Annotated in this window: 26 protein-coding genes and 2 tRNA genes; 14 read left to right on the top strand and 14 right to left on the bottom strand. The window is 68.7% G+C overall.

What is annotated here, in order from left to right:
• Positions 1-2: 2 nt before the first annotated feature.
• The 3 genes from OG205_RS24290 to OG205_RS24280 all read right to left on the bottom strand — a co-directional run bounded on the left by OG205_RS24290 (position 3) and on the right by OG205_RS24280 (position 3,524).
• Positions 3-386, bottom strand: coding sequence for a globin (locus tag OG205_RS24290; protein WP_330270386.1), 384 nt, complete (start codon positions 384-386; stop codon positions 3-5).
• Between the two features lie 118 nt (positions 387-504).
• Positions 505-1,332 (bottom strand): mechanosensitive ion channel family protein, encoded by an 828-nt coding sequence (locus OG205_RS24285; RefSeq protein ID WP_319981862.1) that lies wholly within the window; start codon positions 1,330-1,332, stop codon positions 505-507.
• A 95-nt stretch (positions 1,333-1,427) separates the two neighbouring features.
• Entirely contained in the window at positions 1,428-3,524 is a 2,097-nt protein-coding gene (locus OG205_RS24280) for a prolyl oligopeptidase family serine peptidase (RefSeq protein WP_330270385.1), read from the bottom strand.
• A gap of 248 nt (positions 3,525-3,772) precedes the next feature.
• Between OG205_RS24280 and OG205_RS24275 the strand changes: the two genes are divergently transcribed.
• Positions 3,773-4,345, top strand: coding sequence for an HNH endonuclease (locus OG205_RS24275; RefSeq protein ID WP_330270384.1), 573 nt, complete (start codon positions 3,773-3,775; stop codon positions 4,343-4,345).
• Positions 4,346-4,360: 15 nt separating this feature from the next.
• Here the strand turns inward: OG205_RS24275 and OG205_RS24270 are convergent, their stop codons facing one another.
• A complete protein-coding gene (locus OG205_RS24270; RefSeq protein WP_330270383.1) occupies positions 4,361-4,861 on the bottom strand; it encodes a DUF2345 domain-containing protein in 501 nt (166 codons plus the stop codon).
• A 459-nt stretch (positions 4,862-5,320) separates the two neighbouring features.
• Here OG205_RS24270 and OG205_RS24265 point away from each other — a divergent pair, with 459 nt between their 5' ends.
• The 4 genes from OG205_RS24265 (at position 5,321) to OG205_RS24250 (ending at position 6,645) form a co-directional block, all read left to right on the top strand.
• The gene (locus tag OG205_RS24265; RefSeq protein WP_330270382.1) at positions 5,321-5,560 is read left to right on the top strand and encodes a hypothetical protein; all 240 of its coding nucleotides are present in this window, start codon (positions 5,321-5,323) and stop codon (positions 5,558-5,560) included.
• A gap of 188 nt (positions 5,561-5,748) precedes the next feature.
• Positions 5,749-5,913 carry a hypothetical protein gene (locus OG205_RS24260; protein WP_330270381.1) on the top strand — a complete coding sequence of 55 codons (165 nt, stop codon included), beginning with the start codon at positions 5,749-5,751 and terminating at the stop codon, positions 5,911-5,913.
• 20 nt (positions 5,914-5,933) lie between these two features.
• On the top strand, positions 5,934-6,179 hold the full coding sequence (ctaJ, locus tag OG205_RS24255) for an aa3-type cytochrome oxidase subunit CtaJ (protein ID WP_090010263.1): 246 nt from the start codon (positions 5,934-5,936) through the stop codon (positions 6,177-6,179).
• Positions 6,166-6,645: a DUF5130 family protein gene (locus OG205_RS24250; protein WP_330270380.1), complete on the top strand. Its 480-nt coding sequence runs from the start codon at positions 6,166-6,168 to the stop codon at positions 6,643-6,645. The genes ctaJ and OG205_RS24250 overlap by 14 nt, the downstream gene beginning before the upstream one ends.
• Before the next feature lie 42 nt (positions 6,646-6,687).
• Here OG205_RS24250 and OG205_RS24245 read toward each other — a convergent pair whose 3' ends face one another.
• The 3 genes from OG205_RS24245 to pepN all read right to left on the bottom strand — a co-directional run bounded on the left by OG205_RS24245 (position 6,688) and on the right by pepN (position 11,674).
• Positions 6,688-7,323 carry a GNAT family N-acetyltransferase gene (locus OG205_RS24245; protein WP_330270379.1) on the bottom strand — a complete coding sequence of 212 codons (636 nt, stop codon included), beginning with the start codon at positions 7,321-7,323 and terminating at the stop codon, positions 6,688-6,690.
• Complete coding sequence (locus OG205_RS24240; RefSeq protein WP_330270378.1) at positions 7,320-9,029, bottom strand: GNAT family N-acetyltransferase; 1,710 nt, start codon at positions 9,027-9,029, stop codon at positions 7,320-7,322. The genes OG205_RS24245 and OG205_RS24240 overlap by 4 nt, the downstream gene beginning before the upstream one ends.
• Positions 9,030-9,112: 83 nt before the next feature.
• Complete coding sequence (pepN, locus tag OG205_RS24235) at positions 9,113-11,674, bottom strand: aminopeptidase N (protein ID WP_330270377.1); 2,562 nt, start codon at positions 11,672-11,674, stop codon at positions 9,113-9,115.
• Positions 11,675-11,837: 163 nt separating this feature from the next.
• On the opposite strand from pepN, the gene OG205_RS24230 reads away from it, so the two are divergent.
• The 5 genes from OG205_RS24230 (at position 11,838) to OG205_RS24210 (ending at position 17,108) form a co-directional block, all read left to right on the top strand.
• Positions 11,838-12,446, top strand: coding sequence for a mycothiol-dependent nitroreductase Rv2466c family protein (locus OG205_RS24230; RefSeq protein WP_330270376.1), 609 nt, complete (start codon positions 11,838-11,840; stop codon positions 12,444-12,446).
• Positions 12,447-12,515: 69 nt separating this feature from the next.
• The gene (locus tag OG205_RS24225) at positions 12,516-13,355 is read left to right on the top strand and encodes a DNA-3-methyladenine glycosylase family protein (protein WP_330270375.1); all 840 of its coding nucleotides are present in this window, start codon (positions 12,516-12,518) and stop codon (positions 13,353-13,355) included.
• 358 nt (positions 13,356-13,713) lie between these two features.
• Complete coding sequence (locus OG205_RS24220; protein WP_330270374.1) at positions 13,714-15,066, top strand: aldehyde dehydrogenase family protein; 1,353 nt, start codon at positions 13,714-13,716, stop codon at positions 15,064-15,066.
• A 41-nt stretch (positions 15,067-15,107) separates the two neighbouring features.
• Positions 15,108-16,310, top strand: coding sequence for a GNAT family N-acetyltransferase (locus tag OG205_RS24215; RefSeq protein WP_330270373.1), 1,203 nt, complete (start codon positions 15,108-15,110; stop codon positions 16,308-16,310).
• A gap of 57 nt (positions 16,311-16,367) precedes the next feature.
• Complete coding sequence (locus OG205_RS24210) at positions 16,368-17,108, top strand: hypothetical protein (protein WP_330270372.1); 741 nt, start codon at positions 16,368-16,370, stop codon at positions 17,106-17,108.
• On the opposite strand, the gene OG205_RS24205 is transcribed toward OG205_RS24210, so the two are convergent.
• Both OG205_RS24205 and OG205_RS24200 read right to left on the bottom strand, forming a co-directional pair.
• Positions 17,105-17,905: an Fpg/Nei family DNA glycosylase gene (locus tag OG205_RS24205; protein ID WP_330270371.1), complete on the bottom strand. Its 801-nt coding sequence runs from the start codon at positions 17,903-17,905 to the stop codon at positions 17,105-17,107. The two genes, OG205_RS24210 and OG205_RS24205, sit on opposite strands and share 4 nt — an antisense overlap.
• Positions 17,898-18,350, bottom strand: coding sequence for a ribose-5-phosphate isomerase (locus OG205_RS24200; RefSeq protein WP_093605733.1), 453 nt, complete (start codon positions 18,348-18,350; stop codon positions 17,898-17,900). The genes OG205_RS24205 and OG205_RS24200 overlap by 8 nt, the downstream gene beginning before the upstream one ends.
• A 27-nt stretch (positions 18,351-18,377) precedes the next feature.
• Here OG205_RS24200 and OG205_RS24195 point away from each other — a divergent pair, with 27 nt between their 5' ends.
• The gene (locus OG205_RS24195) at positions 18,378-19,043 is read left to right on the top strand and encodes a 2-phosphosulfolactate phosphatase (protein WP_442916580.1); all 666 of its coding nucleotides are present in this window, start codon (positions 18,378-18,380) and stop codon (positions 19,041-19,043) included.
• Positions 19,040-19,648: an MBL fold metallo-hydrolase gene (locus OG205_RS24190; RefSeq protein WP_330270369.1), complete on the top strand. Its 609-nt coding sequence runs from the start codon at positions 19,040-19,042 to the stop codon at positions 19,646-19,648. The genes OG205_RS24195 and OG205_RS24190 overlap by 4 nt, the downstream gene beginning before the upstream one ends.
• Here the strand turns inward: OG205_RS24190 and OG205_RS24185 are convergent.
• The 3 genes from OG205_RS24185 to OG205_RS24175 all read right to left on the bottom strand — a co-directional run bounded on the left by OG205_RS24185 (position 19,629) and on the right by OG205_RS24175 (position 20,785).
• Positions 19,629-20,003 (bottom strand): histidine triad nucleotide-binding protein, encoded by a 375-nt coding sequence (locus OG205_RS24185; RefSeq protein WP_330270368.1) that lies wholly within the window; start codon positions 20,001-20,003, stop codon positions 19,629-19,631. The genes OG205_RS24190 and OG205_RS24185 overlap by 20 nt on opposite strands.
• 147 nt (positions 20,004-20,150) lie before the next feature.
• On the bottom strand, positions 20,151-20,486 hold the full coding sequence (locus OG205_RS24180; protein ID WP_330270367.1) for a VOC family protein: 336 nt from the start codon (positions 20,484-20,486) through the stop codon (positions 20,151-20,153).
• Positions 20,483-20,785, bottom strand: coding sequence for a winged helix-turn-helix transcriptional regulator (locus tag OG205_RS24175; protein ID WP_330270366.1), 303 nt, complete (start codon positions 20,783-20,785; stop codon positions 20,483-20,485). The genes OG205_RS24180 and OG205_RS24175 overlap by 4 nt, the downstream gene beginning before the upstream one ends.
• A 57-nt stretch (positions 20,786-20,842) precedes the next feature.
• Between OG205_RS24175 and OG205_RS24170 the strand changes: the two genes are divergently transcribed.
• Positions 20,843-21,397 carry an NAD(P)-dependent oxidoreductase gene (locus OG205_RS24170; RefSeq protein ID WP_330270365.1) on the top strand — a complete coding sequence of 185 codons (555 nt, stop codon included), beginning with the start codon at positions 20,843-20,845 and terminating at the stop codon, positions 21,395-21,397.
• 50 nt (positions 21,398-21,447) lie between these two features.
• Here OG205_RS24170 and OG205_RS24165 read toward each other — a convergent pair.
• Positions 21,448-21,518 (bottom strand) — tRNA-Gly (locus OG205_RS24165).
• Positions 21,519-21,580: 62 nt separating this feature from the next.
• Here OG205_RS24165 and OG205_RS24160 point away from each other — a divergent pair.
• Positions 21,581-21,654 (top strand) — tRNA-Pro (locus OG205_RS24160).
• Between the two features lie 49 nt (positions 21,655-21,703).
• Here the strand turns inward: OG205_RS24160 and OG205_RS24155 are convergent.
• Positions 21,704-22,465, bottom strand: coding sequence for an alpha/beta hydrolase family protein (locus tag OG205_RS24155; RefSeq protein ID WP_330270364.1), 762 nt, complete (start codon positions 22,463-22,465; stop codon positions 21,704-21,706).
• Between the last annotated feature and the right edge of the window lie 3 nt (positions 22,466-22,468).

The following is a 22,468-nucleotide window of genomic DNA, read 5'->3' as shown; positions in this document are numbered from 1 at the left end:
GCTCAGGAAAAGCTGTTCATCAAGCTGTTCGCGGCCATCTCCATGTAGTCCCAGAGCTGCTTGCGGTGAGCCTCGTCCAGGCCGGCCTCGTCGACGGCGATCCTCATGCAGCGCAGCCACGCGTCCCGTTCGATCGGTCCGATCTTGAACGGTACGTGGCGCATCCGCAGCCTCGGGTGGCCCCGGTTGTCCGAGTAGGTGTGGGGGCCGCCCCAGTACTGCATGAGGAACAGCCGCAGCCGCTCCTCCGCAGGTCCGAGGTCTTCTTCGGGGTACAGCGGGAGGAGGATCTCGTCGGCCTTCACCTCTTTGTAGAAGCGCGCGACGATGCGGTGGAACGTCTCCTCGCCACCGACCTGTTCGAAGAAGCTCACGGGGTTTCCCACACACCCATCCTGACTCACGACAGCCACCGCGCGCAGGCCGCCCCGGCTGTTGGCTCTGCCATAGGCGTGTGAACTGGCAGGACGCCGGTTGATCATCGTCTCGAATGGGTGTTCTAACTCACTTGGCGGTGAAGCCCGCCTCTTCCAGCGCGGGCATGAGCTGCGCGCGCAGGTTGCGCTGGACCGCCCACTGACGGCCGGGGCGCGTCTTCACGGTGACCCGCAGCGTGATGCCCTCCGGCGTGAACTTCTCCACGCCCAGCACCTCGGGCTTGGCCGTGATGTCCGACTTGAGCGGGTCCTTGTCGGCCACCTCGCGAGCCGTGCGGTCCAGCACCTGGGTGGCCTCGGCGAGGTTCGCGCCGTAGCTCAGCGGCAGGTCGACGACCGCGACCGCGAAGCCCTGCGACGAGTTGCCGACGCGCAGGATCTCGCCGTTGCGGACGTACCAGACCGTGCCGCCGGTGTCCCGGATCGTGGTGGTGCGCAGCGCGACCGCCTCGACGGTGCCGGTCGCCGGGCCGAGGTCCACGACGTCGCCGACGCCGTACTGGTCCTCCAGCAGCATGAACATGCCGGCCAGGAAGTCCTTCACCAGGTTCTGGGCGCCGAAACCGATGGCGACGCCCAGGATGCCCGCCGAGGTCAGCACGGGCGTGATGTCCATCCCGACCACGATCATGATCTCGAGGAACGCGATTCCGAAGATCAGGATCGTGACGATGGACTTCAGCACCGAGCCGATCGTGCGGGCGCGCTGCTCACGGCGCTCGGAGATGAGGTTCCCGAGCGCCTGCGGAGCGCGTTCCCGCAGCGGCTTGAGCAGGCCCGGCTTCTTGCCTTCCTTGCCGGGAGTGGTGATCCGGTCGATGACCTTGCGCAGCATGGCCCTGAGGATGAAGGCGGCGATCAGGATCACGACGATCTTGATCGCGCCCGCCAGGATCGTGGGGCCGTACTTCTCGAAGAACTCGACCGCCTGAGCGGTCTTGTTCGCGGCGTCATCCACAGGACTCGTCGCCAACACGTGCTCGTGCCCTCCTACAACTCCATGCCAGTGGCATTCGCGAGAAACGTCAGCTGGTCCACGGCGAGAGCCACCGTCCGGCTGACCGATCGTCCGGCGTGACCGACCTCGGTCTCGCGGCGGATCAGCACTGGGTGCTTGGTCGGATCACTGGACGAAGCGTGCTGCAGTGCCGCGCACATCTTCCTGGCGTGGTTGGGGTCCACACGAGAATCCGACTCGAACACCGTGAACAAGACCGAAGGGTACTCAACGTCCGTTACCACTCGGTGATAAGGCGAGTAGGAGAGCAACCAGCCCAGCTCCTCGGAAACGCTTGCGCTGCCGTACTCGTCGGCCCACAGGCGTCCGAGCAGGAACTTCTCGTAGCGCACCATGTCGAGCAGTGGCGCTGAGCACACCACGGCCGCGTAGAGCTCGGGGCGCTGGGTCAGCGCGGCGCCCACGAGCAGGCCACCGTTGGAGCCTCCCATGATGGACAACTGCTGCGGCGTGGTCCAGCCGTCACGCACCAAACGTTCGGCGGCGGCGTGGAGATCGTCGAACACGTTCTGCTTGTTGGCGCGCATGCCGGCGAGGTGCCAGTCCTCGCCTTCCTCGTCGCCACCGCGCAACGACACGTGCACCCACACGCCGCCCGCCTCGACCCACGCCAGCGTGGTCGCGCTGTAGCCGGGGCCGCGGCCGATCGCGAAGCCGCCGTAGCCGGTGAGCAGGGCGGGACGGGGCAGGTCGGGCTTCTGCTCGCCGCTGACGACGAACATGTGGACCGTCGTGCCGTCCTTGGACGTGTACGCGATCTGCTGCGTCGTCACGGTGGGCAGCTCGACACGACCTGGTGCGGCCTCGTGCAGCACCGTCTCACCCGTGGTCTTCGAGAATCGGAACACCGACTGCGGCGTCACGAAGTCCGTCCACCCGAACCACAGCGTGTCCTGGTCGTGGGCGGTCTGGGCGTCCACGACGGACATGCCGTGCAACGAGCCCGTGCCGGGCAGCGGGATCTCCTGGACGTGCGCACCGGTCGCGGCGTCGTGCAGGTGCAGTTCGGACACCGCGTGCCGGGTGCGCAGGATGACGAGGTCGCCGTTGAGCCAGCGCACGCCGTCCAGCACCGAGTCCGGTTCCTCGCTGATCAGCTCGGTCCACTCGGTGGGGTTCCCGGGGTCGGCGACGCAGAGGCGCTGCCGGGGCGCGCCGTGGTTGGTGTGCAGGTAGAGCCTGCCGTCGCGGGCGACGAACGCCGAACACTGCACGCCGGCCTCGGTCAGGATCACCGGCTTGAGCGCGGCGTCGCCGTGCAGGTCCGCGATCCACACGGAGTCGTGCTTCATCGTGCTGGGCGCACCGCTCACGACCAGCCAACGGCCGTCCTGCGACACGGTGAGCGAGTAGTAGAAGGTGTGCGCCTGGCCGTCGCCGTGCACGTTGAGGTCCGTGGCCGGGTCCGTGCCGACGCGGTGAAGCCACACGCGGCGATGGAACAGCTTCTCGTCCTCGGGCAGCAGCGCCGGGTCGAGCTGGCGGACGTAGAAGAACTCCTCGCCGCCGGGCAGCCAGCCGATGGAGGAGTAGCGGCACCGGTCGATGGGGCCCTCGATGAGCTCGCCCGACTCGACGTCGATCACGTGCAGCAGCGAGTGCTCGTTGCCGCCGACGGACACCTGGTACGCGAGGCGCGTGCCTTCGAGGCTGGGGGACCAGCCGTCCAGGGTGGTCCGGCCGGACGGGTCGAGCGTGCTGACGTCGAGCAGCACGCGTTCGGTGCCGTCGATCTCGCGCACCATGACGACCGGATGGTCCTGCTCAGGGCCGCGGCGACTGAAGAACGCCCTGCCCGCGCGCCAGGTCGGCGTGGACACCGAACCCGTGCGCATCAGCTCCTTGAGGCGCTCGCCCAGGCGTGCGCGGCCGGGCATCGCGTCCAACCAGGAACGTGCCAGCACGTCCTGCGCCTGCGACCACTCCGCGGTGCGGGGGTCCGCGGTGTCTTCGAGCCACCGGTACGGATCGGCGACGACGCGCCCGTGAATCTGCTCGGCGATGTTTAGCCGCTCGGCGATCGGGTAGGTGATCGTCGCAGGCAGTGGAGTGGAAGGAGCCTCTGTCACCTTGTCAAGGGTAGCGGGCTCTTGAAAACGACTTCCGATAGGGAGCGAGTTCACCCCAGGTTCGATCACACATCCGTGACGCGTCACTTATCACACGTGATTTTTTCCTGGTAAGTGTGGTCTCCTATGGCTGAACCGGTGGAGGTGGTCGCGTGCCAGACCGACAACCGACCCCTATCGGCACCTCGCTACCTGGCGAGACGGCGCCGACGGTCCCCCCATGCCGAAAACCGCCCGAGCTGCGGGCCGTGCCGGATGGGGATCGAGACGGGGAAGGTACCGGTCCGGCGCCGGCTGTTTTCCCCTGGGGAAGACGCAAGGTCCTGCTGCTGAACGCCACGTTCGAGCCGCTCACGGCGTTGTCACTGCGCCGCGCGGTCGTCCTGGTGGTGTGCGGGAAAGCCGAAGTCGTGCACGGAGACGCCTCCGGGCTGGTGCTGCACTCGTCGAAGTCCGAGGTGCTCGTGCCGTCCGTGATCCGGCTGAGCTCCTACGTTCGCGTGCCTTATCGCGGTCGCGTGCCGATGACCCGTGCCGGGCTCATGCACCGCGACCGTTATCGCTGCGCCTACTGCGGCGGGCGGGCCGAGACGATCGACCACGTCGTGCCGCGCTCGCGTGGCGGACCTCACACCTGGACCAACTGCGTCGCCTGCTGTGCGAAGTGCAACCACCGCAAGGCGGACAAGATGCTGTCCGAACTGGGCTGGCGGCTGCGCGTCGTTCCCGTGGCGCCACGTGGCCCGCACTGGCGACTGCTCGCCGGCGTGGCCGAAGCTGATCCGCAGTGGTTGCCGTACCTGGGCGAACCGGCTGCCTGAGGCTGGTCGTCCTGGTCAGGCCGCGAGGGAGAAGTCGTTCTGGCGCGCCGTGATGCGCACGGAGTCGTCGAGCGCGGTGATCCGGACCGAGTCGTCCATCGTGATGCGCACGGAGTCTTCGCGTGCGGTGATGCGGACGCTGTCCTGCTGAGCGGTGATGCGCACCGAGTCGTCGTGGGCGGTGATCCGGACGCTGTCGTCCATGGTGATGCGGACGGAGTCGTCGTGGGCCGTGATGCGCACCGAGTCGTCCATGGTGATCCGCACGGAGTCCTCACGCGCGGTGATCCTCACCGAATCCTGCTGAGCGGTGATCCGGACGGAGTCGTCGTGGGCCGTGATCCGGACCGAGTCGGAGCAGGTGATCCTGACCGAATCGCTCGCCGTGATGCGCACTGAGTCGTCCATGGTGATGCGGACGGAGTCGCGGGCCGTGATCCTGACCGAATCGCTCGCGGTGATACGAACGGAGTCGTTCATCGTGATCCGGACGGAGTCACTGGCCGTGATACGCACTGAATCGTCCTTGTAGCTCGGAAGAGTGAAGGTCACGGCCTGGGGGCGGGTCATCGTGAACATTTTGTGTCCTCCAGCTTGCTCGGGGCGGGTGCGCAAGACCCGTATAGGTGAAAAGCTAAGAGGTGGGTGATCCGGGAACAAGACCCCAAACCGGCACCCGTTCGCCGCCGACCGGGTGAGGCCTGACCGGGTGTAACCGCTGCGCCGCACGAGAGCACTCATTGCCCTTACTGGCGGGTATGGACACGCTCCGTAGCGCTCAATCCGATGGAACGTGATGTGCGTCATAGCGCAAAAGGCGTGCGTGGACGGGGTTTTCGAGCGCTCACCGGTGCCTGGGCGGTGTCGCTCGTGGACGGCGGCGTGCGCATTGTCGCGCTGCCCTTGTTCGCCGCCGCCGGCGCCCACGGTCCGCTCGGGTGTCCGCTGTGGCCAGTCGCCCTTATCCTGCTCTGATTGTTCGTCGCGCTGCCCGCTGGCGCCCTTGTGGACCGCTGGAGACCGAGAACCGTTGTCGTGGTGGCACATTGGCTGCGCGCCGGGGTGACCGGAGTGCTCGCGCCGGAAGTCCACACCGGACACGCGACGGTCGTCGTCTTGTGCGTCACGGCCTTCGGGCCGACCTCCGCGGTGCTGTTCTGGTGGGCGCTCGCAGCCTGTTTCGCGCTCGACGCGCTGTCCTGTGGTTACTGGTAGTTGCCGTTGCAATCACAGCTGTCCGCGCGGCCGCGATCAACGCCATGCCGGCCGCTCTACTCCATCCAGGTGCTCGGCCTCGCCGAACCGGTGGTTCCTGTTCACATCGGGTGCACGGTGGCCGGTGCTCTGCTAGGCGTCCAGCCGTTCCCGCGGCTCGCGGCGCGGTGGGGCGCGGGACGGGTCGTGTGACCAGCGCTTATCGGGTGGTCGCCGGGGACTGTCGCCACTGGGGCGCGGGTCTCGCCGGATCGCTCGCCGAGGCGACGTCGCCGGGCACCGTCCACGTCGTGGCGGGCTCGATCGTGGGATTCAATGCGATCTTGCTGGCCCGGCCGCTCGCGCGCGACTGAGTTCGGCTACCGTACCCGCCGTGACCATCGTGGAGACCGTTCTCGTCTTCGCGTTGATCCCGCTGGCGATCTACGGCGTGATCACGCTGCTGACGGTGAGGCCAAAGGCCACCCGGATTCCCCGGTATCGGCCCGGCCAGGAGTGGGGCTACGCCCCGGTGTGGTGGAGCGCGAACCCGGCAGGGTTGAGCGCCGAGCACCACAGCGCCGCCGAGTCCGGTGCCTCGGACTCGACCGCCAAGGGAGGCGCACGTGGCAACTGGTAAAGCGATCGAGGCCGTCGACCCGTCGACGCTGCCCGTCGGTGCCGTCGTGACGAACAGCGGCCGGGTGTCCGCGGCGAAGATGTACGAGCCGCACGCGCCGGAGCTGCCGTTCACGCCCTCGCAGCTCGCGCAGCTGGACGAGGCGCTGACGCTCTCCAGTCGTTCCACGGGCCTCGACTTCAGCGTGTATCTGGGCGAGCTCGGCTCGAACGCTCACGAGCGCGCGCAGGAGCTGCACGGCTCCACCGAGCGTCCGACGCACCACGTCCTCGTGGCCGTGTCGCCGGGTGAGCGCGTCGTCGAGATCGTGACGGGCGAAGAGTCCCACCGCCGTCTCGCTGACCGAGGTGCCAAGCTCGCGGTGATGAGCATGGTGGCGTCCTTCAAGGAGGGCGACCTCGCGGGCGGCCTCGTGTCGGGCCTGCGCATGCTGACCGACCAGGCGGGCAGCGCACCGCGTTCCTGATCTTGTTCTCGAACGCCCCCGGCACGCAGCCGGGGGCGTTTTTCACGCGCTGACGTCGTTGCGGGCCACCACCAGGTCGGAGATCTTCTCCCAGCCGAGGCTGCGGTAGAGGTGCACGCCCGTGGTCGACGAGAACAGCAACCCGGTCGTCGCCCCGTCCGCCACGGCCTCTCGCACCAGCACGCCCATCACGACACTGCCGAGACCACGCCGCCGATGCGCTTCCGCCGTCTCGATGCGGTGCGCGACAGCGTCTTCCCCGACGACGGCCATCAATCCGCTGGCGGCCACCTCGCCGTTCGCCAGCACCTGAACCCCGAGCACCGGGTTCCTGGTCACCTCGACGGTGTAGCCCTCTGGTGGGTCGGAGAACGGGTGGCCGGCCAGCGTGCGCCGCATGAACGTCTCGTCAGGGCGTGCGACGACCAGTCCACCCGCCTCGATCTCCGCGATCACCTTGGCCGGCGAGTGCGTGGGGACGCTCAGCCAGCTCGGTTCCTTCGTCGCGGCGACGATTCCGGCCAGTGCACCGGCTTCCGCGTCGTCCGTGGCGATCCACTCGAACACCCGGTGCGACCGGTTCACGTGGACGACCAGGTAGCCGTCGCGGTACTCCGACGTCAGCCCGTCGGCCGCGATCCAGCCGCGGTGCCAGCGCTCCACCAGTTCGCCGATCATGCTTCCCCCTTGTCGTTCGCCGCGATCACGACGTCGGAAATCGTGTCCCAGCCCAGTTTCCGGTACAGGTGCAGGCCTTCCTCGGTCGCGAACAGCAGTCCGTCACTCGCGCCGGCCTTGACCGCCTCCTGGACCAGGGCGCCCATCACGACGCTGCCGAGCCCGCGTCGCCGATGCGCCGGCTTCGTCTCGATGCGGTGGGGCACAGCGTCTTCGCCCACCACGGCGATGAGACCGCTCGCGGCTTCCTCGCCGTCGAACGTCACCACGACCTCGATCACGTCTCCCGGCATCACTCGCACCGAGTAGCCGTCGGGAGGTTTCGGCGCGGGGTGGTCGAAAAGGCCGCGCCGCATGAACGTCTCCGGTGTGCGGGCGACCAGTCCGGCCTGCTCGACCACACGGGTCACCTCGTCCGGCGAGTCCGTCGCCACCGTCAGCCAGGTCGGCACGGACTGGAGCTCCACGTCTTCGGCGTGCTGCATCACGTTCGCGTCCCCCGCGAGGATCCGTTCCTCCTCCCGGCCGGGCAGATCGGCCCAGACGTGCCAGTTGTCCAGCAGGTCGTGCGGCTCCACCTCCTGCGCCCTGGCCCAGCCGGCGATCCAGCGGTCGACGAACGCGCCGAGCTCCACGCACCGGTCGAGCCGGTCGGCCAGGTCCTCTGTGGACGATTCCAGCACGACGTCGACCCCGTTGCGCCGCAGGTTCTTCAGCAGTCCGAGGAAGTAGTCGGGCATCGCCTCGAACGCCACGCCGGGCTCGTGCCACACGAGCGTGATGCCCGGTACGAACCACCACTCCTCGTACATCCCGGTGATGGCGTAGACACTGCCCAGGAACCGGCCAGGCCCGACCAGCGCCTCGCTCAGCGCCAGGTGCAGGCCGAACTCGTCCGTCGCGTGCCTGCCGTCGACGTGGTGCACGCCTGCCGTGGGGCGCGTGCGGGGTGCTTTGGCGGCGATCTCGTTCCACCACATGCGGCCCTCGGCGCTCAGCGGCGCCCACAGGTTCCGTTCCGCCGGAACGCCTTCCATCCAGACGCGCCACGCCCCGCGAGCGGCGGGAGTGGGCCGCTCGGCCACCGTCCAGTCCTCGCCGTAACGGGACTGGTCGAGCACGACGTCGAAAAGTCCTTCACCGGCAGCGGACGGGGACATCGACGCGACGTCCAGCGCGACCCCGGCGTGCGCCACGATCCGGCCGCCGCGGTCCAGGGCGCGCAACCCCACCCACGGACCCTGCTCGTCGACGGGCGCCGAGGGCCGGATGCGGCCCGGGTTGTCGCAGCCGATCAGCGTCACCGGTGGCCAGACGCTCTCGAACGAGCGGGGAAACCCTTCCACGGCACGACATGTGCCGGTCTCCCGCAGGTCCTTGTACAGGGTGTACGCCGGGGGAGTGCCGAAGTCGCCGCCGTCGATCAGTTGGCTCACGCAGGCACTGGCGACGAGATCACCGCCGGGCAGTTCGGCGTGCACGACCAGATCGCCCAGGAGCCACCACTGCGAGCCCGAGACGCCGAGGTGGAAGTCGCCGGTGAGCTCGTCCGGTGCGACCGTGCATCCGCGCAGCACCAGCCGTTCGCGCTCGGGCGGCACGGGATCGGCGAACAGCCCGTCGACGTCCACGACCCGTGCCAGGACCTCGTCGACGAACTCCCCGTCCTCGAGCCACCAGCGCACGACCTCGTAGCGAACTCTCACCGGACCTCCCCAGGACAGCCGCTCGACGCTATGGGAAGGCCCCGCAACGCGCGAACGCATTACGGGGCCTTCCCCACCACAGCTTACGAGCGGTCGAACTCCTGCGCCGCAAGGGCGCGCACGATGCCCGCGCGGCCCTCGGACACCAGACGGCGCAGGGCGGGCGGGTGCTCGTCCGCCAGCCACGCGTCAGCGGCCTCCACAGTGGACTTCGCGATCGACCACGCCGGGAACATGCCCACGACCATCGACTGCGCGCGCTCGGAGGTGCGGCGGTCCCACACACCCTTCACGTCGCCGAAGTAGCGCTCGACGTACGGCGCGAGCAGCTCCTTCTGACCGGGGTGCGAGATGCCCGCGATGATCGCCTCGCTGACCGCGTTGGGCAGGTCGTCGTCGTTCACGGCGCGGTCCCACGCCTCGTCCTTGGCCGCGGTCGTCGGGCGCAGCGCACGGGTCGACTGCGCGCGGCGGTGACCGGTGGAGGTCGGGTCGCGCTCCTCCTCGGCGGTGATCTCCGGCAGGTCCGCCTTGCCGTGCGCGACAAGTGCCTGCAGCAGACGCCAGCGCAGGTCGGTGTCGACGTCCAGGCCTTCCAGCACGGCGGTCCCGTCGTACCAGCCGCGCAGAACGTCCACAGTGGAGTCGTCGAGCACCGACGAGGCCAGCGCGTTCACGAACGCCAGCTGGTGGTCGGAGCCCGGCTCGGCCGCCTGCGCCAGTTCCATCGCCTTGGCCACGAACCGGCGCCAGCCCTCCGCCCGCCACGAGTCGTCGGCGTAGGAGGACAGCGAGGTCTGCGCCTGCAGCAGAAGTCGTTGCACCACACCGACCTCGGACTCGGAGTGCAGCCCGCCGAGCACCAGGTTCACGAAGTCGCGGGCCTTCAGCTCGGCCTCGCGGGTCATCTCCCACGCGGCCGACCAGCACAGCGTGCGCGGCAGCGGCTCGGCGATGTCGGAGATGTGGTCGATCAGCCCGGCCAGCGAGTCCGGGTCGAGGCGCATCGTGCAGTACGTGAGGTCGTCGTCGTTGACCAGCACGATCTTGCCGCGGTGCACGCCGACCAGCTCGGGAACCTCGGTGCGGTCGCCCGTCACGTCCAGCTCGTGGCGGTGCGTGCGAACGAGCTTGCCGGAGCCGTCGTCGTCGTAGACGCCGATCGCGATGCGGTGCGTGCGCAGTTCGCCGGCGCCAGGTCGCGCGCCGCCCTGCAGCACCGCGAACTCGGTGAACCTGCCCTGTGCGTCAACGGTGAACTTGGGGCGCAACAGGTTCAGGCCCGTCGTCTCCAGCCACTGCGCGCTCCACCACGACAGGTCGCGGCCGGACGCCTCCTCCAGCGCACCCAGCAGGTCCGCGAGCGTGGCGTTGCCCCAGGCGTGCTTGCCGAAGTAGACCCGCAGGCCCGCCAGGAAGTTCTCCAGCCCGACGTACGCGACGAGCTGCTTGAGCACCGAGGCGCCCTTGGCGTAGGTGATGCCGTCGAAGTTGACCTCGACCGCCTGCACGTCGGAGATGTCGGCTGCGACCGGGTGCGTGGAGGGCAGCTGGTCTTGCCGGTACGCCCACGACTTCTCGATCTTCGCGAACGTCGTCCAGGCCTGGCGGTACTCGGTGGCCTCCGCCTGCGCGAGCACGGACGCCCAGGTGGCGAACGACTCGTTCAGCCACAGGTCGTCCCACCAGCGCATGGTGACCAGGTCGCCGAACCACATGTGCGCCATCTCGTGCAGCACGGTCTCGGCGCGACGCTCGTAGAGGTAGCGGGTGACGCGGCTGCGGAAGACGTAGTCCTCGAGGAACGTGACGCAGCCGGCGTTCTCCATCGCGCCCGCGTTGAACTCCGGCACGAAGCACTGGTCGTACTTGCCGAACGGGTACTGCACGCCGAACGCCTTGTGGAAGAACCCGAAGCCCTGTTTGGTCTCCGTGAACAACCGCTCGTGGTCCATGTGAGGAGCGAGCGAGGCGCGGCAGTAGATGCCGAGCGGGATCTTGAAGTCACCCTCGACGAACTCGTCACGCCACTCGGCATAAGGGCCGGCGACCAGGGCCACGATGTAGGTCGACATCGGCTTGGTGGTGGCGAACGTGTGCACGTCCGAACCGCCCTCGCCGTCCTCGGTGGCGATGATCTCGCCGTTCGAGATGACCTTCCAGTCGTGCGGCGCCGTCACCTTCATGGAGTAGACGGACTTGAGGTCGGGCTGGTCGAAGCACGCGAACATGCGCTTGGCGTCCGCGGTCTCGAACTGCGAGTACAGGTAGACACCACCGTCGACCGGGTCGACGAACCGGTGCAGGCCCTCGCCGGTGTTCATGTACCGGCAGTCGGCCTCGATGGTGAGCTCGTTGGTCTCCGCGAGGTCCGGCAGCTTGACGCCGTCCTCCTCGCGGTAGTCGGAGACGTCGAGCTCGCTGCCGTTGAGCACAGCGCGGTGCACGGTCGCCGCCACGATGTCGATCCACGAGGAAGCACCCGGAGTCCGGCTGCGGAACACCACGGTGGTGGTGGAGCGGAACGTGTCCGAACCCGGCTTTCCGCCGCCGTCCGTCAGGTCCAGCTCGATCCGGTAGGACTCCACTTCCAGCAGCTCAGCACGGTCCTGAGCCTGGTCGCGGGTGAGGTTGGGCGCGGCCACTGGTCACCTCGTCTGCCGCGCGTGTGGTTACGCGCTGACGTCGTCGGGAATGGTTATGACTCCCGCATCCAATCACGGAACCGGCGTACGGGAAGAGATGACAGGGTGATCTGGTTGGGCTGATGGGGCGATAACGCCACCGACCGTCACTAAAGGGGCACGCATGACCGACAAGGCGAAGGTCGACTTCTACTTCGACCCTCTTTGCCCGTTCGCCTGGATCTCCTCCCGGTGGATCCTCGAGGTGGAGAAGGTCCGCGACATCGACCTGAGCTTCCACGTGATGAGCCTCGCCGTGCTGAACGAGGGCCGCGACCTGCCCGAGCAGTACCGGGAGCTCATGACGAAGGGCTGGGGTCCGGTTCGCGTGGCCATCGCCGCCGAGCAGAAGTTCGGCAACGAGGTGCTGCCGAAGCTGTACGCCGCGATGGGCACGCGCATCCACAACGAGGGCAACCAGGACTTCGACGAAGTCATCAAGCTGGCTCTCTCCGACGCCGAACTGCCGGCAGAGCTCGCCGAGGCCGCGCACTCGACCGAGTACGACGAGGCGCTGCGGGCGTCGCACCACCGCGGCATGGACCCGGTCGGCATGGACGTCGGCACGCCGACCATCCACATCGACGGCGTCGCGTTCTTCGGCCCGGTGCTGACGAAGATCCCGCGCGGCGAAGAGGCGGGCACGATCTTCGACGGTGCTCGGCTGCTCGCCGGCTTCCCGTACTTCTTCGAGCTCAAGCGGACCCGTACGGGTGAACTGGACTTCAGCTGAGTCCTGCCGGGCTCTTCTGAACTCTTCGCCTGAATTTTCTGTCAGAGGTGCTGGCTAGCGTCTCCTGACATGGCACACCACCGCGTCGAAGTCGCAGTTCAGGGCCCCTGGTCGTTGGCGACGTCCAGGGAGTTCTGGGAGGGCTTCACGCCGTCCGCGCTGCCCGCGCGTGCGGGAGAGGCGCTGCAGGCGACGTTCCTGGTCGAAGGTGAGTGGCGCCGTGCCTCGGTCTCCGTGACCCAGCACGGCGCCACTGCCGTTCTGGAGCTGTCCGGCGAGGGCGACCTCGACCTGGCGGCTTCCCAGGTCTGCCGCTTCCTGTCTCTGGACGTTGACGGGCGGGCGTGGCCGGACGTCGGTCAGCGCGATCCGGTGATCGCGTCGGCGCAGGCTTCCTTACCCGGCTTACGGCCGTGCGGCTTCTACTCGCCGTACGAGGCAGCGGCGTGGTCCGTGCTCTCGCAGCGGATCCGCGTGTCGCAGGCGGCTGTGCTGAAGGCTTCGCTGCTGCGGGACGGCGTGTTCCCGGCACCGGCGGAGTTGCTGCGGCTCGACCTCGACCTGCCCGGCCGCAAGCCCGAATACCTGCGTGCGGTTGCCGAGGCCGCGCTGGACGGGGTTTTGGACGCGGTGGCGTTGCGTTCTCTCAAGCCTGCGGCGGCTGTGCTGGCGGTGCAGCAGGTAAAGGGGCTGGGGCCGTTCGCGGCCGAGCTGGTCGTGCTGCGCGGAGCCAACGCTCCGGATGCTGTGCCGCACAACGAGTCCCGGCTCACCGATGAGGTTTCCGAGCGGTACGGGCGGCCGTTGGCCGAGGTGTCCGAGGCGTGGCGGCCGTACCGGACCTGGGCCTCGGTGCACCTTCGGGTGCTGCGTGAGCGGCGGCTGGGAGGTGCGATGGCGTCTGCCTGAGCATGCGCGGTGCCTGCCCTCGCTCACGAGACCGAGGCCTTCGACGCTGGTTGCCGGCAACGGTGCCGACGACGGCTGCCCTTGCTCGCCAGGTCGAGGTCGTAGGCGACGTTGCCAGCGGCGCCTGCCCTTGCTCGTCAGCCGAGTTCGCCGAAGGCGGTTCGCTGGGCGTGGCATCCGCAGTGCCTGCCCTCGCTCACCGGGTCGCCCTCCGGCCGCCACCGCCCTCAGGCCCACCCGAGATCCGCCACCTGTCGGCTCGCCAGGCCACCCACCGGTCGGCGTGACCGTTGCCAGTGGATGTGACAGTCTGACTGCTGTCAGCGCTGTGAGTGTCACATCTGTCTGGAGGGCTCCCGTGATCGAGGTCGTCAACCCCGCCACCGAGGAAGTCATCGGCACGCTCGCCGAGGGCACGCCGGTCGACGTCGACGTGGCCGTGGCCGCCGCGGTGGCCGCATTCCCGGCGTGGGCGGAGACCTCGGTGGACGAGCGGGCGAAGGTGGTCCGGGCGATCATCGACGGTCTGCGTGAGCGGGCCGGGGAGCTCGCGGCGACCATGACCCGGGAGATGGGCACGCCTCTCACCTTCAGTCAGAAGGTGCAGGTGGCGAACCCCGTCGCCATCGCGGAGGGGGTCGCGGACGTGCTGGAGCGCGGTTACTTCGAGCCCGAGGAGATCGGCAACTCGCTGGTCTTCCGCGAGCCGATCGGGGTCGTCGCGGCCATCACGCCGTGGAACTTCCCCCTGCAGCAGATGGTGGCGAAGGTGGTGCCGGCGCTGGCCGCCGGGAACACCGTGGTGCTCAAGCCGAGCGAGCTCGCGCCGGGGACCGCCGACCTGCTCGCCGAGATCATCACGGCTGCCACTCCGGCAGGAGCGTTTCAGCTCGTCCACGGCACCGGGCCCGTCGTGGGTGAGGCGCTGGCCGCGCATCCGGACGTGGACATGGTGTCGTTCACCGGGTCGACGAAGGCTGGTCGCCGGGTGTCCGCTGTCGCCGCCGAGACGGTCAAGCGGGTCGCGCTCGAGCTGGGTGGCAAGTCGGCGTGCATCGTGCTCGACGACGCCGACCTCGGGCGGGCGGTGAAGATCGCGGTCGCGAACTCGTTCATGAACAACGGGCAGGCGTGCAGTGCGTGGACCCGGCTGCTGGTGCCCGCGGACCGGCATGACGAGGCCGTCGAGTTGGCTGCTCAGGCCGCCAAGAAGTACACGTCGGCGGATCCGAGCGAGCCGTCCACGCGGATCGGGCCGGCGGTGTCCGCGGCGCAGCGCGACCGGGTCGTCGGCTACATCCGCAAGGGTGTCGAGGAAGGCGCGACGCTTGCCGCGGGTGGGCCGGAAGCCCCGCTGCCGCAGGGTTTCTACGTCGCGCCGACGGTGTTCGGTGGCGTGACGCCGGAGATGACGATCGCGCAGGAGGAGATCTTCGGGCCGGTGCTGTCGGTCATGCCGTACGCAGACGAGGACGACGCGGTGCGGATCGCGAACTCCACCATCTACGGGCTGGCGGGTGGTGTGTTCTCCGCAGACACCGACCGGGCACTCCGGGTCGCCCGGCGTCTGCGGACCGGGCAGGTCGACATCAACGCCGCCGCGTTCAACACGAGCGCGCCGTTCGGTGGTTACCGGCAGTCGGGCAACGGGCGTGAGTTCGGCAGGTTCGGGCTGGACGAGTTCTGCGAGGTCAAGTCGGTCCAGCGCTAATTGGGCTGCGAATGAGGCCATGGCGGCGTATCACTGCTGCCATGGCTGACTCGGCGCTGAGCATCAGGACCATCACCGACTCCGACCTCCCCGATTACCAGCGGGTGATGGCGTGGGCGTTTCTGAGCGACTCGATGGGGGAGGACAGCAAGTGGCTCAAGGTCCTGGAGAAAGACCGGGCGCACGCTGTCTTCGACGGTGACGAGCTGATCGGCACCGCCGCGGTGCTCACTCGCGAGATCACCGTTCCCGGTGGCCGGCAGGCACCGGCCGGCGCGGTGACCGTGGTGTCGGTGAAGCCCGGTCACCGGCGTCGCGGCGTGGCGTCGCTGATGATGAAGACGCAGCTGCACGGCATGCATGAGAGCGGCGAGCCGATCGCGATGCTGTGGGCGTCGGAGGGCGGAATCTACCGCCGGTACGGCTACGGCGAATACGCGACCAGCATCGCCATGCTGAAGATGCCGACGCGGATGGCGTTCCACCCCGGTGTGCACGTCAGCGACGCACGGATCCGTCAGGTGTCGCGAGAAGAAGCCCTGCCGGTCATGCGCGAGATCCACGAACGGGTGCGCGTCACGCGGGTGGGCTGGCTGAGCCGGGTCGAGCACACCTGGGACGTGCAACTGGCCGATCGCGAGATCGATCGCGGCGGACTCTCCTCGTACCGCTACTGCCTGCATCCCGAGGGCTATGTGGTGTTCCGGGTCAAGGCGGACAGTGGTTCGAGCGAGCTGCACGTGCGCGAACTGGTCTGCGAGACCGAGCAGGCGTACGCCGATCTCTACCGGTTCCTGCTGGACATGGACCTCGTCGGGGAGATCTCCTTCTACACCGCCTGGGACGACCCGATCCTGCACATGGTCGACAACCCGCGGATGGTCCGCCGCGAGGCAGGCGACGCGTTGTGGATGCGGATCGTCGACATCGACCGGGCTCTCCCGCTGCGCCGCTATTCGTCCGATGTGGACAGCGTGCTGGAGGTCGAGGACTCGTTGTGTCCGTGGAACTCCGGCCGTTGGCGCTTCACGGCCAAGGGCGGCGAAGCCACCGTCACGCGCACCGAGGACCCGGTGGACGTGTCGCTGGACATCGCGTCCCTCGGCAGTGCTTTCCTCGGTGGGGCACGGCTTTCCGTGCTCAAGCGCGCACACCGCGTGATCGAGCACACGCCCGGTCACGTGGACGCGTTGTCGATGGCGTTCCTCGGCGCGCGTGAGCCGCATTGCCCCGAGGTGTTCTGACGGAACTCACGGCCGCGGTCGCTCGTTGACGGTTCACCTGGTGTGGGAGGTAAAGCCGTGGCCGCCGTGGTGTGGATTGTTGTGCTGGTACTGCTGATCGCAGGGGTGTTCTACCTGGTCAGCCAGAGCAACGCGCGCAAAGCGCGGGAACTCGACGACGCCAAGGCGGAAGCACGCCGCTGGGTCGAGCGGCTGGGCGGGCAGGTGATGAGCCTCACCGGCAGCAACACCGCGTCGACGCAGGCGATGGCGGACGCGTCCGAGCGCTTCACCGCCGCCGGCTCGCAGATGGAGCAGGCCCGCACGATCCCGCAGGCACGGCTGGTCACCGAGACCGCGATGGAAGGCCTGCACTACGTGCGCGCCGCGCGTGAGGCCATGGGCATGGACCCCGGTCCCGCGCTGCCCGAGAGTGCCGGTCAGAAGCAGGCGGGTGCCGTCAGCGAGGACCGTCAGGTCGCCGTCGAGGGACACCAGTACGCCGCGTCGCCGCAGTCCGGTTCGGGCACGCCCTACTACTACCCCGGTGGCATGGTCGCCGGACGTCCGGTGCCGCGTGGCTGGTACTCCGAGCCGTGGTGGAAGCCCGCGCTCGTGGCCGGCGCATGGGGCGTGGGCACGTTCCTGCTGATGGACGCCATGTTCTCCGGCATGCACGGAGTCGGCGACTACGGCATGGGCGACATGGGGATGGGTGACGTCGGCATGGGAGACATGGGTGACATGGGCGGTGTCGCCGACGCGGGCGATGCCGGTGGATTCGACTTCGGCGACATGGGCGGCGGCTTCGACTTCTAAGGCTGGCAGGCGGGGCACCAGAAGAGGTTGCGCGCCGCCAGTTCCGTGGTCAGGACCTCGGTGCCGCAGATCAGGCACGGCTCCCCGGCACGGCGGTAGACGTACACCTCACCGCCGTGCCGATCCACGCGTGGTGCGCGGCCCATGGCACGGGGCATGTGCTCGGCACGGACGGTGTTGATCTGGCCGACCTTCACGCCGTCCTTCATCAGCACGACCAGGTCGGCCCAGATCGCGTCCCACAGCTCGCGGCTGACCTTGTTGCCGACCAGCAGCGGGTTCACGTTGTGCCGGAACAGCACCTCGGCGCGGTACACGTTGCCGACGCCCGCGAGGATCTTCTGGTCCATCAGCAGCACGGCCAGCGACTGCTTCGACCGGATGATCCGCTCGTAGGCGCGGTCGGGGTCGGCGTCGCGGCGCAACGGGTCGGGCCCGAGGCGCTCGCGGATGAGCTTCACCTCGTCCTTGTTCAGCACTTCGCACGCCGTCGGGCCGCGCAGGTCGGTCCAGTGCGTCTCGCCGGCCATCCGCATCCGGACCTGGCCCACGGGCAGCAGGACCGGCAGCGGCGACTCGGTGAAAGTGCCGTACAGGCCGAGGTGGACGTGCACGATCGCGTCCGGGCCGTAGACGTGGAACAGGTGCTTCCCGTGCGCCTCGGCGCGAACGAGCCTGCGTCCGTCCACAAGGGACGCCGCGAAGCGTCCCTGTGGACTGGTGACGGTCACGGGCCTGCCCGCGTACCGGCGCTGGTGCAGCCGCGCCAGGCGGTGCAGCGTGTGGCCCTCAGGCACGCTTGTCTTCGTACGCGCTGACCTGGTCGATGCGGCGCTGGTGCCGCGGCTCGCCCGAGAACGGCGTCTTGAGGAACGCCGACACGATCTCGGTCGCTTCCTCGGCCGTGTGCTGGCGAGCACCGATGCCGACCAGAAGAGCGTCGTTGTGCTGACGGGCGAGCTGCGCGGTGTCGACGTTCCACGCCAACGCGGCGCGGGCGCCCTTCACCTTGTTCGCGGCGATCTGCTCGCCGTTGCCGGAGCCGCCGATCACGACGCCGAGGCTGCCGGGGTCCGCGACGACCTTCTCCGCGGCGTCGACGCAGAACGACACGTAGTCGTCCAGAGCGTCGTACTCGTGGGCGCCGACGTCGACGACCTCGTAGCCCTGCTCGGTGAGAGCCGTGGACAGGTGGGACTTCAGTTCGAAGCCAGCGTGGTCTGCTGCCAGATAAACGCGCACGTCACGGAGTCTGACACGCTGGTGGGTGTGTTCAGCCAGGAGGGGTACCAGCTGAAGCTGGAATGGGGGCCCGAGGGCGTAGGCGCTCTGCGGGACTGTGACGTGCTGATAGTCGTCGACGTGCTGTCGTTCACGACGTCCGTCGACCTGGTCGTGGGCAACGGCGGGCAGGTGCGGCCGTCTCGGTGGAAGCCGGCGTCGGGCAAGACGCTGCGACCAGCATCACTCGCCGAGACGACCGGATTGGTCGAGCTGCCGTCGCCGAACGGGTCGAACCTGTGCTTCCTCGCCGCCGAGACAGGCGCCCACGTGCTCGCGGCCTGCCTGCGCAACGCCTCGGCGGTGGCCAGGCGCGCTCAGGAGCTGGGGCAGACCATCGGCGTGATCCCGGGCGGCGAGCGGTGGGGCCTCGACATCCTCAACGCGGGTCCGCGCGAGTTCGGACCGCTGCGGCCGTGCGTCGAGGATTACCTGGGTGCGGGCGCGGTGCTCGCGGCGCTGGAGGGCAAGGCCTCTCCTGAGGCGCAGCTCGCGGCCACGGCGTTCCGCAACACCGACGTCGAGACCGCCGTGCGGGAGTGCGGCTCCGGCCGCGAGCTGATCGAGAACGGTCACGCCGCGGACGTGGACCTGGCCGTCCGGATCGGCGTGAGCGACGCCGTGCCCGTGCTGGTCGACGGGGTGCTGCGGTGATCGAGATCGCGGACGGGATCTTCGTCCTCCGGCACACCGAGCTGGACCTGACGCTCGGTCTCATCACCGGATCAGGTGATTCGCTGCTCGTCGACTCCGGCATGGACCCGGCACTCGCGCGCCAGGTGAGGCCGTCGCGGATCGTCTTCACGCACAACCACTTCGACCACGTGCTGGCCACCGAGGCGTTCCTGCCGTGCGAGGTGTGGGCGCACGAGGACTGCGTCGTCGACGACAGCCTCCTCGACGACCGCGCCAAGCACTACGACGACCCGTTCGAAGGCACGCTCATCGCGCCCACGCACACGTTCCGCGACACCATCACGCTCGACGTCGGCGGCCGCCGGGTCGACCTGCACCACTTCGGCCCCGCGCACAGCTCGCACGACGTGATCGTGCACGTGCCGGACGCCGGCGTCGTGTTCGCCGGCGACCTGGTGGAACAGGGCGCTCCCGCTCAGGCCGGTCCGGACGCGACGCCGGCGAACTGGCGCCACGTCCTCGATCTGATGCTCGAGCTGGACCCGCGGATCGTCGTGCCCGGCCACGGCGACCCGGTCGACGCTCGGTTCGTCCGTGAGATGGCTATCCCGGAGGCCAGGTGAGACCGCGTCCACCCAGGACGTGGCAGTGCACGTGGAAGACGGTCTGGCCGCCGTCCCTGCCGGTGTTGAAGACGAGCCGGTAACCGGACTCGTCGATGCCCTCGGCCTTCGCGACCTGGTGCGCGGTGGCGAGGATCTGCCCCGCGAGCACCGGGTCGACGTCGCCGATCGCCGTGTGGTGCTCCTTGGGGATCACCAGGACGTGCGTGGGCGCCTTGGGGTCGATGTCGCGGAACGCGAGCGTCGTGTCGGTCTCCGTCACCAGGGTCGCCGGGATCTCGCCCGCGACGATCCGGCAGAACAGGCAGTCGGTCACGCCCGCATCGTATTGGTACCGATGGACTCTGTCGTTCATGCCCGCCGACGTTGAATCATGACGGGGTGAAGGGCACCAAACTGCTGGTCGTAGTGCGGTGCCTCATCAGTTTCGCGATCGGTGTGCTGCTTCTGATCCTCGCGATCCGCTTCGGTGAGGCGCTCTGGCGGGCCGTGCAGTAGTTCCTCAGTGGACGAAGCAGAACTCGTTCCCCTCGAGGTCGCGCATGACCTGGAAGCTGCCCTGCTCGTCCGTGACGATCACGCCTTCGCGGGTGCCGCCCAGACTGACCGCCTTCACGACCGCCGCCTCGATGTCGTCGACCTCGAAGTCGAGGTGCAGCCGGTTCTTCACGTCCTTGCGCTCCGGCACCGGCTGGAACGACATCCGCACGCCACCGGGCGGTTCGACGTGCGCCCACCCGTGCTCGCGGTTCACCGGCTCGCCGCCGAGCAGTTCGGCCCAGAACCGGACGAGCCGGGACGGGTCGTTGCTGTCGACGACGATCTGCTGCAGCCTCACGTCTTCACCAGATTCTCTCGGGCCCAGTCGCAACACAGGTCGAGCAGTCCGAGCACCTTGCGGCCCTGTGCCGTCAGCTCGTACTCGACCCGCGGCGGATTCTCGTCGAACGCCTCGCGCGCCACCGTTCCCTCGCGCTCCATCGCCCGCAACGTCTCGGTGAGCACCTTGGGCGTCACGCCCGGCAGTTCGGCACGGAGTTCGGTGAACCGCCGACGCCCGTCCTGCAACGCCCGCAGCACGTGCGCGGTCCACTTGTCACCGATGCGGTACGGCAGGTCCCCATGCGTGCATTCCACCTGCTCACCCCCGATATCGTTGCGGAAACCGGACACCCGCACCCTACCTTCGCGCTCATGGCGAAGATCGTTGTGTTCGGAGCGTCCGGCAAGGCAGGCAAGGAGATCGCGGCCGTCGCGGAGGCTCGCGGCCACGAGGTGACCAGGATCGGGCGCGACCCCGGTGTGCAGGCCGCGGCCGAGGTGGCGGCGGGCTACGACGTCGCGGTGAGTTCGGTGGCCGACCTCTCGCGCGACGCGGCGGAGTTCTACCGCGAGGCCGCAAGTGCGCTCGTGGCGTCCGGTGCCGGCCGGATCATCGTGGTCGGCATCTACACGTTGCTGGAGACCTCGCCGGGCGTGCGGGTCATCGACGGCCCGGACTTCCCGGACGAGCACAAGCCGTTCTGCCTCGGCCATGCGGCGGGGGTCGAGGTGCTGGCCGAATCCGAGGCGGACTGGCTGGTCATGAGCCCGTCCGGCAACTTCGGCGGCACGCCCACGGGCCGGTACCGCCTGAGCGAGGTCGATCCGGCGGACGAACTGACCTACGAGGACTTCGCCGTGGCCGTGGTGGACGAAATCGACGACCCAAAGCACCGCTGCACGCAGATCGGTGTGGCGTCGGCGTGACCTAGCTCACGAGAAAGGGCCGAGTGCTGATGCACTCGGCCCTTCGTCAGAGCGGGCGACGGGAATCGAACCCGCGTAGCTAGTTTGGAAGACTAGGGCTCTACCATTGAGCTACGCCCGCGTTTGCCGCCCTTGAGGGGCTGCGGTTATTACCTTAGCGGGTGGCGGTAAGATAGGTACAACCGGGGCGTGGCGCAGCTTGGTAGCGCACCCGCTTTGGGAGCGGGGGGTCGCAGGTTCAAATCCTGTCGCCCCGATCGGTTGTCGAACGCCCTCGGCGAAGGAACCTCGCCGAGGGCTTTTGGCTCATTTCACCAGGTAGCGGCTTGCCCAGGCGGCGAGCACCTCCGCCACGTACGCGGCGTCCGCGTGGTCGGTCAGCAGGTGGTCGGCACCGTCCAGCGAGACGAACGACTTGGGGTGGCGGGCCGAGTCGAAGATCAGCCGGGCGTTGTCCACACCGACCGTGTCGTCCTGCGGGGAGTGCATGACGAGCAGCGCGCGGTCGAGGCCGGCGATGCACGCGGTCTGGTTCTGCTGGTTGATGTCGAGCAGGAAGTCGTTGCTGATCCGGAACGGCCGCCCGGCGAGCAGCACCTCGGCGACGCCGTGCGCCTCGATCTTCTCCTTGGACGGGCCGAGCAGGTGCTCGACGTGGGTGGTGTCGGCGGGGGCGCCGATCGTGACGACGGCCTTGACCTCCGGCACCTGACGCGCCGCGGCCAGCACAGCAGCGCCGCCCAGTGAGTGTCCGATGAGGACGCTCGGGGCTCCGATGGTGTCGCGCAGGTGGTTGGCCGCGCACACGAGGTCGTCGACGTTGGACGTGAACGTGGTGTTGGCGAAGTCGCCGTCGGACTGGCCGAGGCCGGTGAAGTCGAACCGCAGCACCGCCACGCCGCGCTCGGCGAGCCGGCGGGAGATCCGGGTGGCCGCCACCGAGTCCTTGCCGCAGGTGAAGCAGTGCGCGAACACGGCGGTGGCCACCACGTCGCCGGCGGGCAGTTCCAGCCGGCCCGCCAGTGCCTGGCCGTCGATGCCCGCGAAGACCGCTTTCCGGTTGTCCATGAC

This window comes from Lentzea sp. NBC_00516 (assembly GCF_036346835.1).
Lineage (GTDB): Bacteria > Actinomycetota > Actinomycetes > Mycobacteriales > Pseudonocardiaceae > Lentzea > Lentzea sokolovensis.
This window is presented reverse-complemented; position numbering and strand designations above follow the sequence as displayed.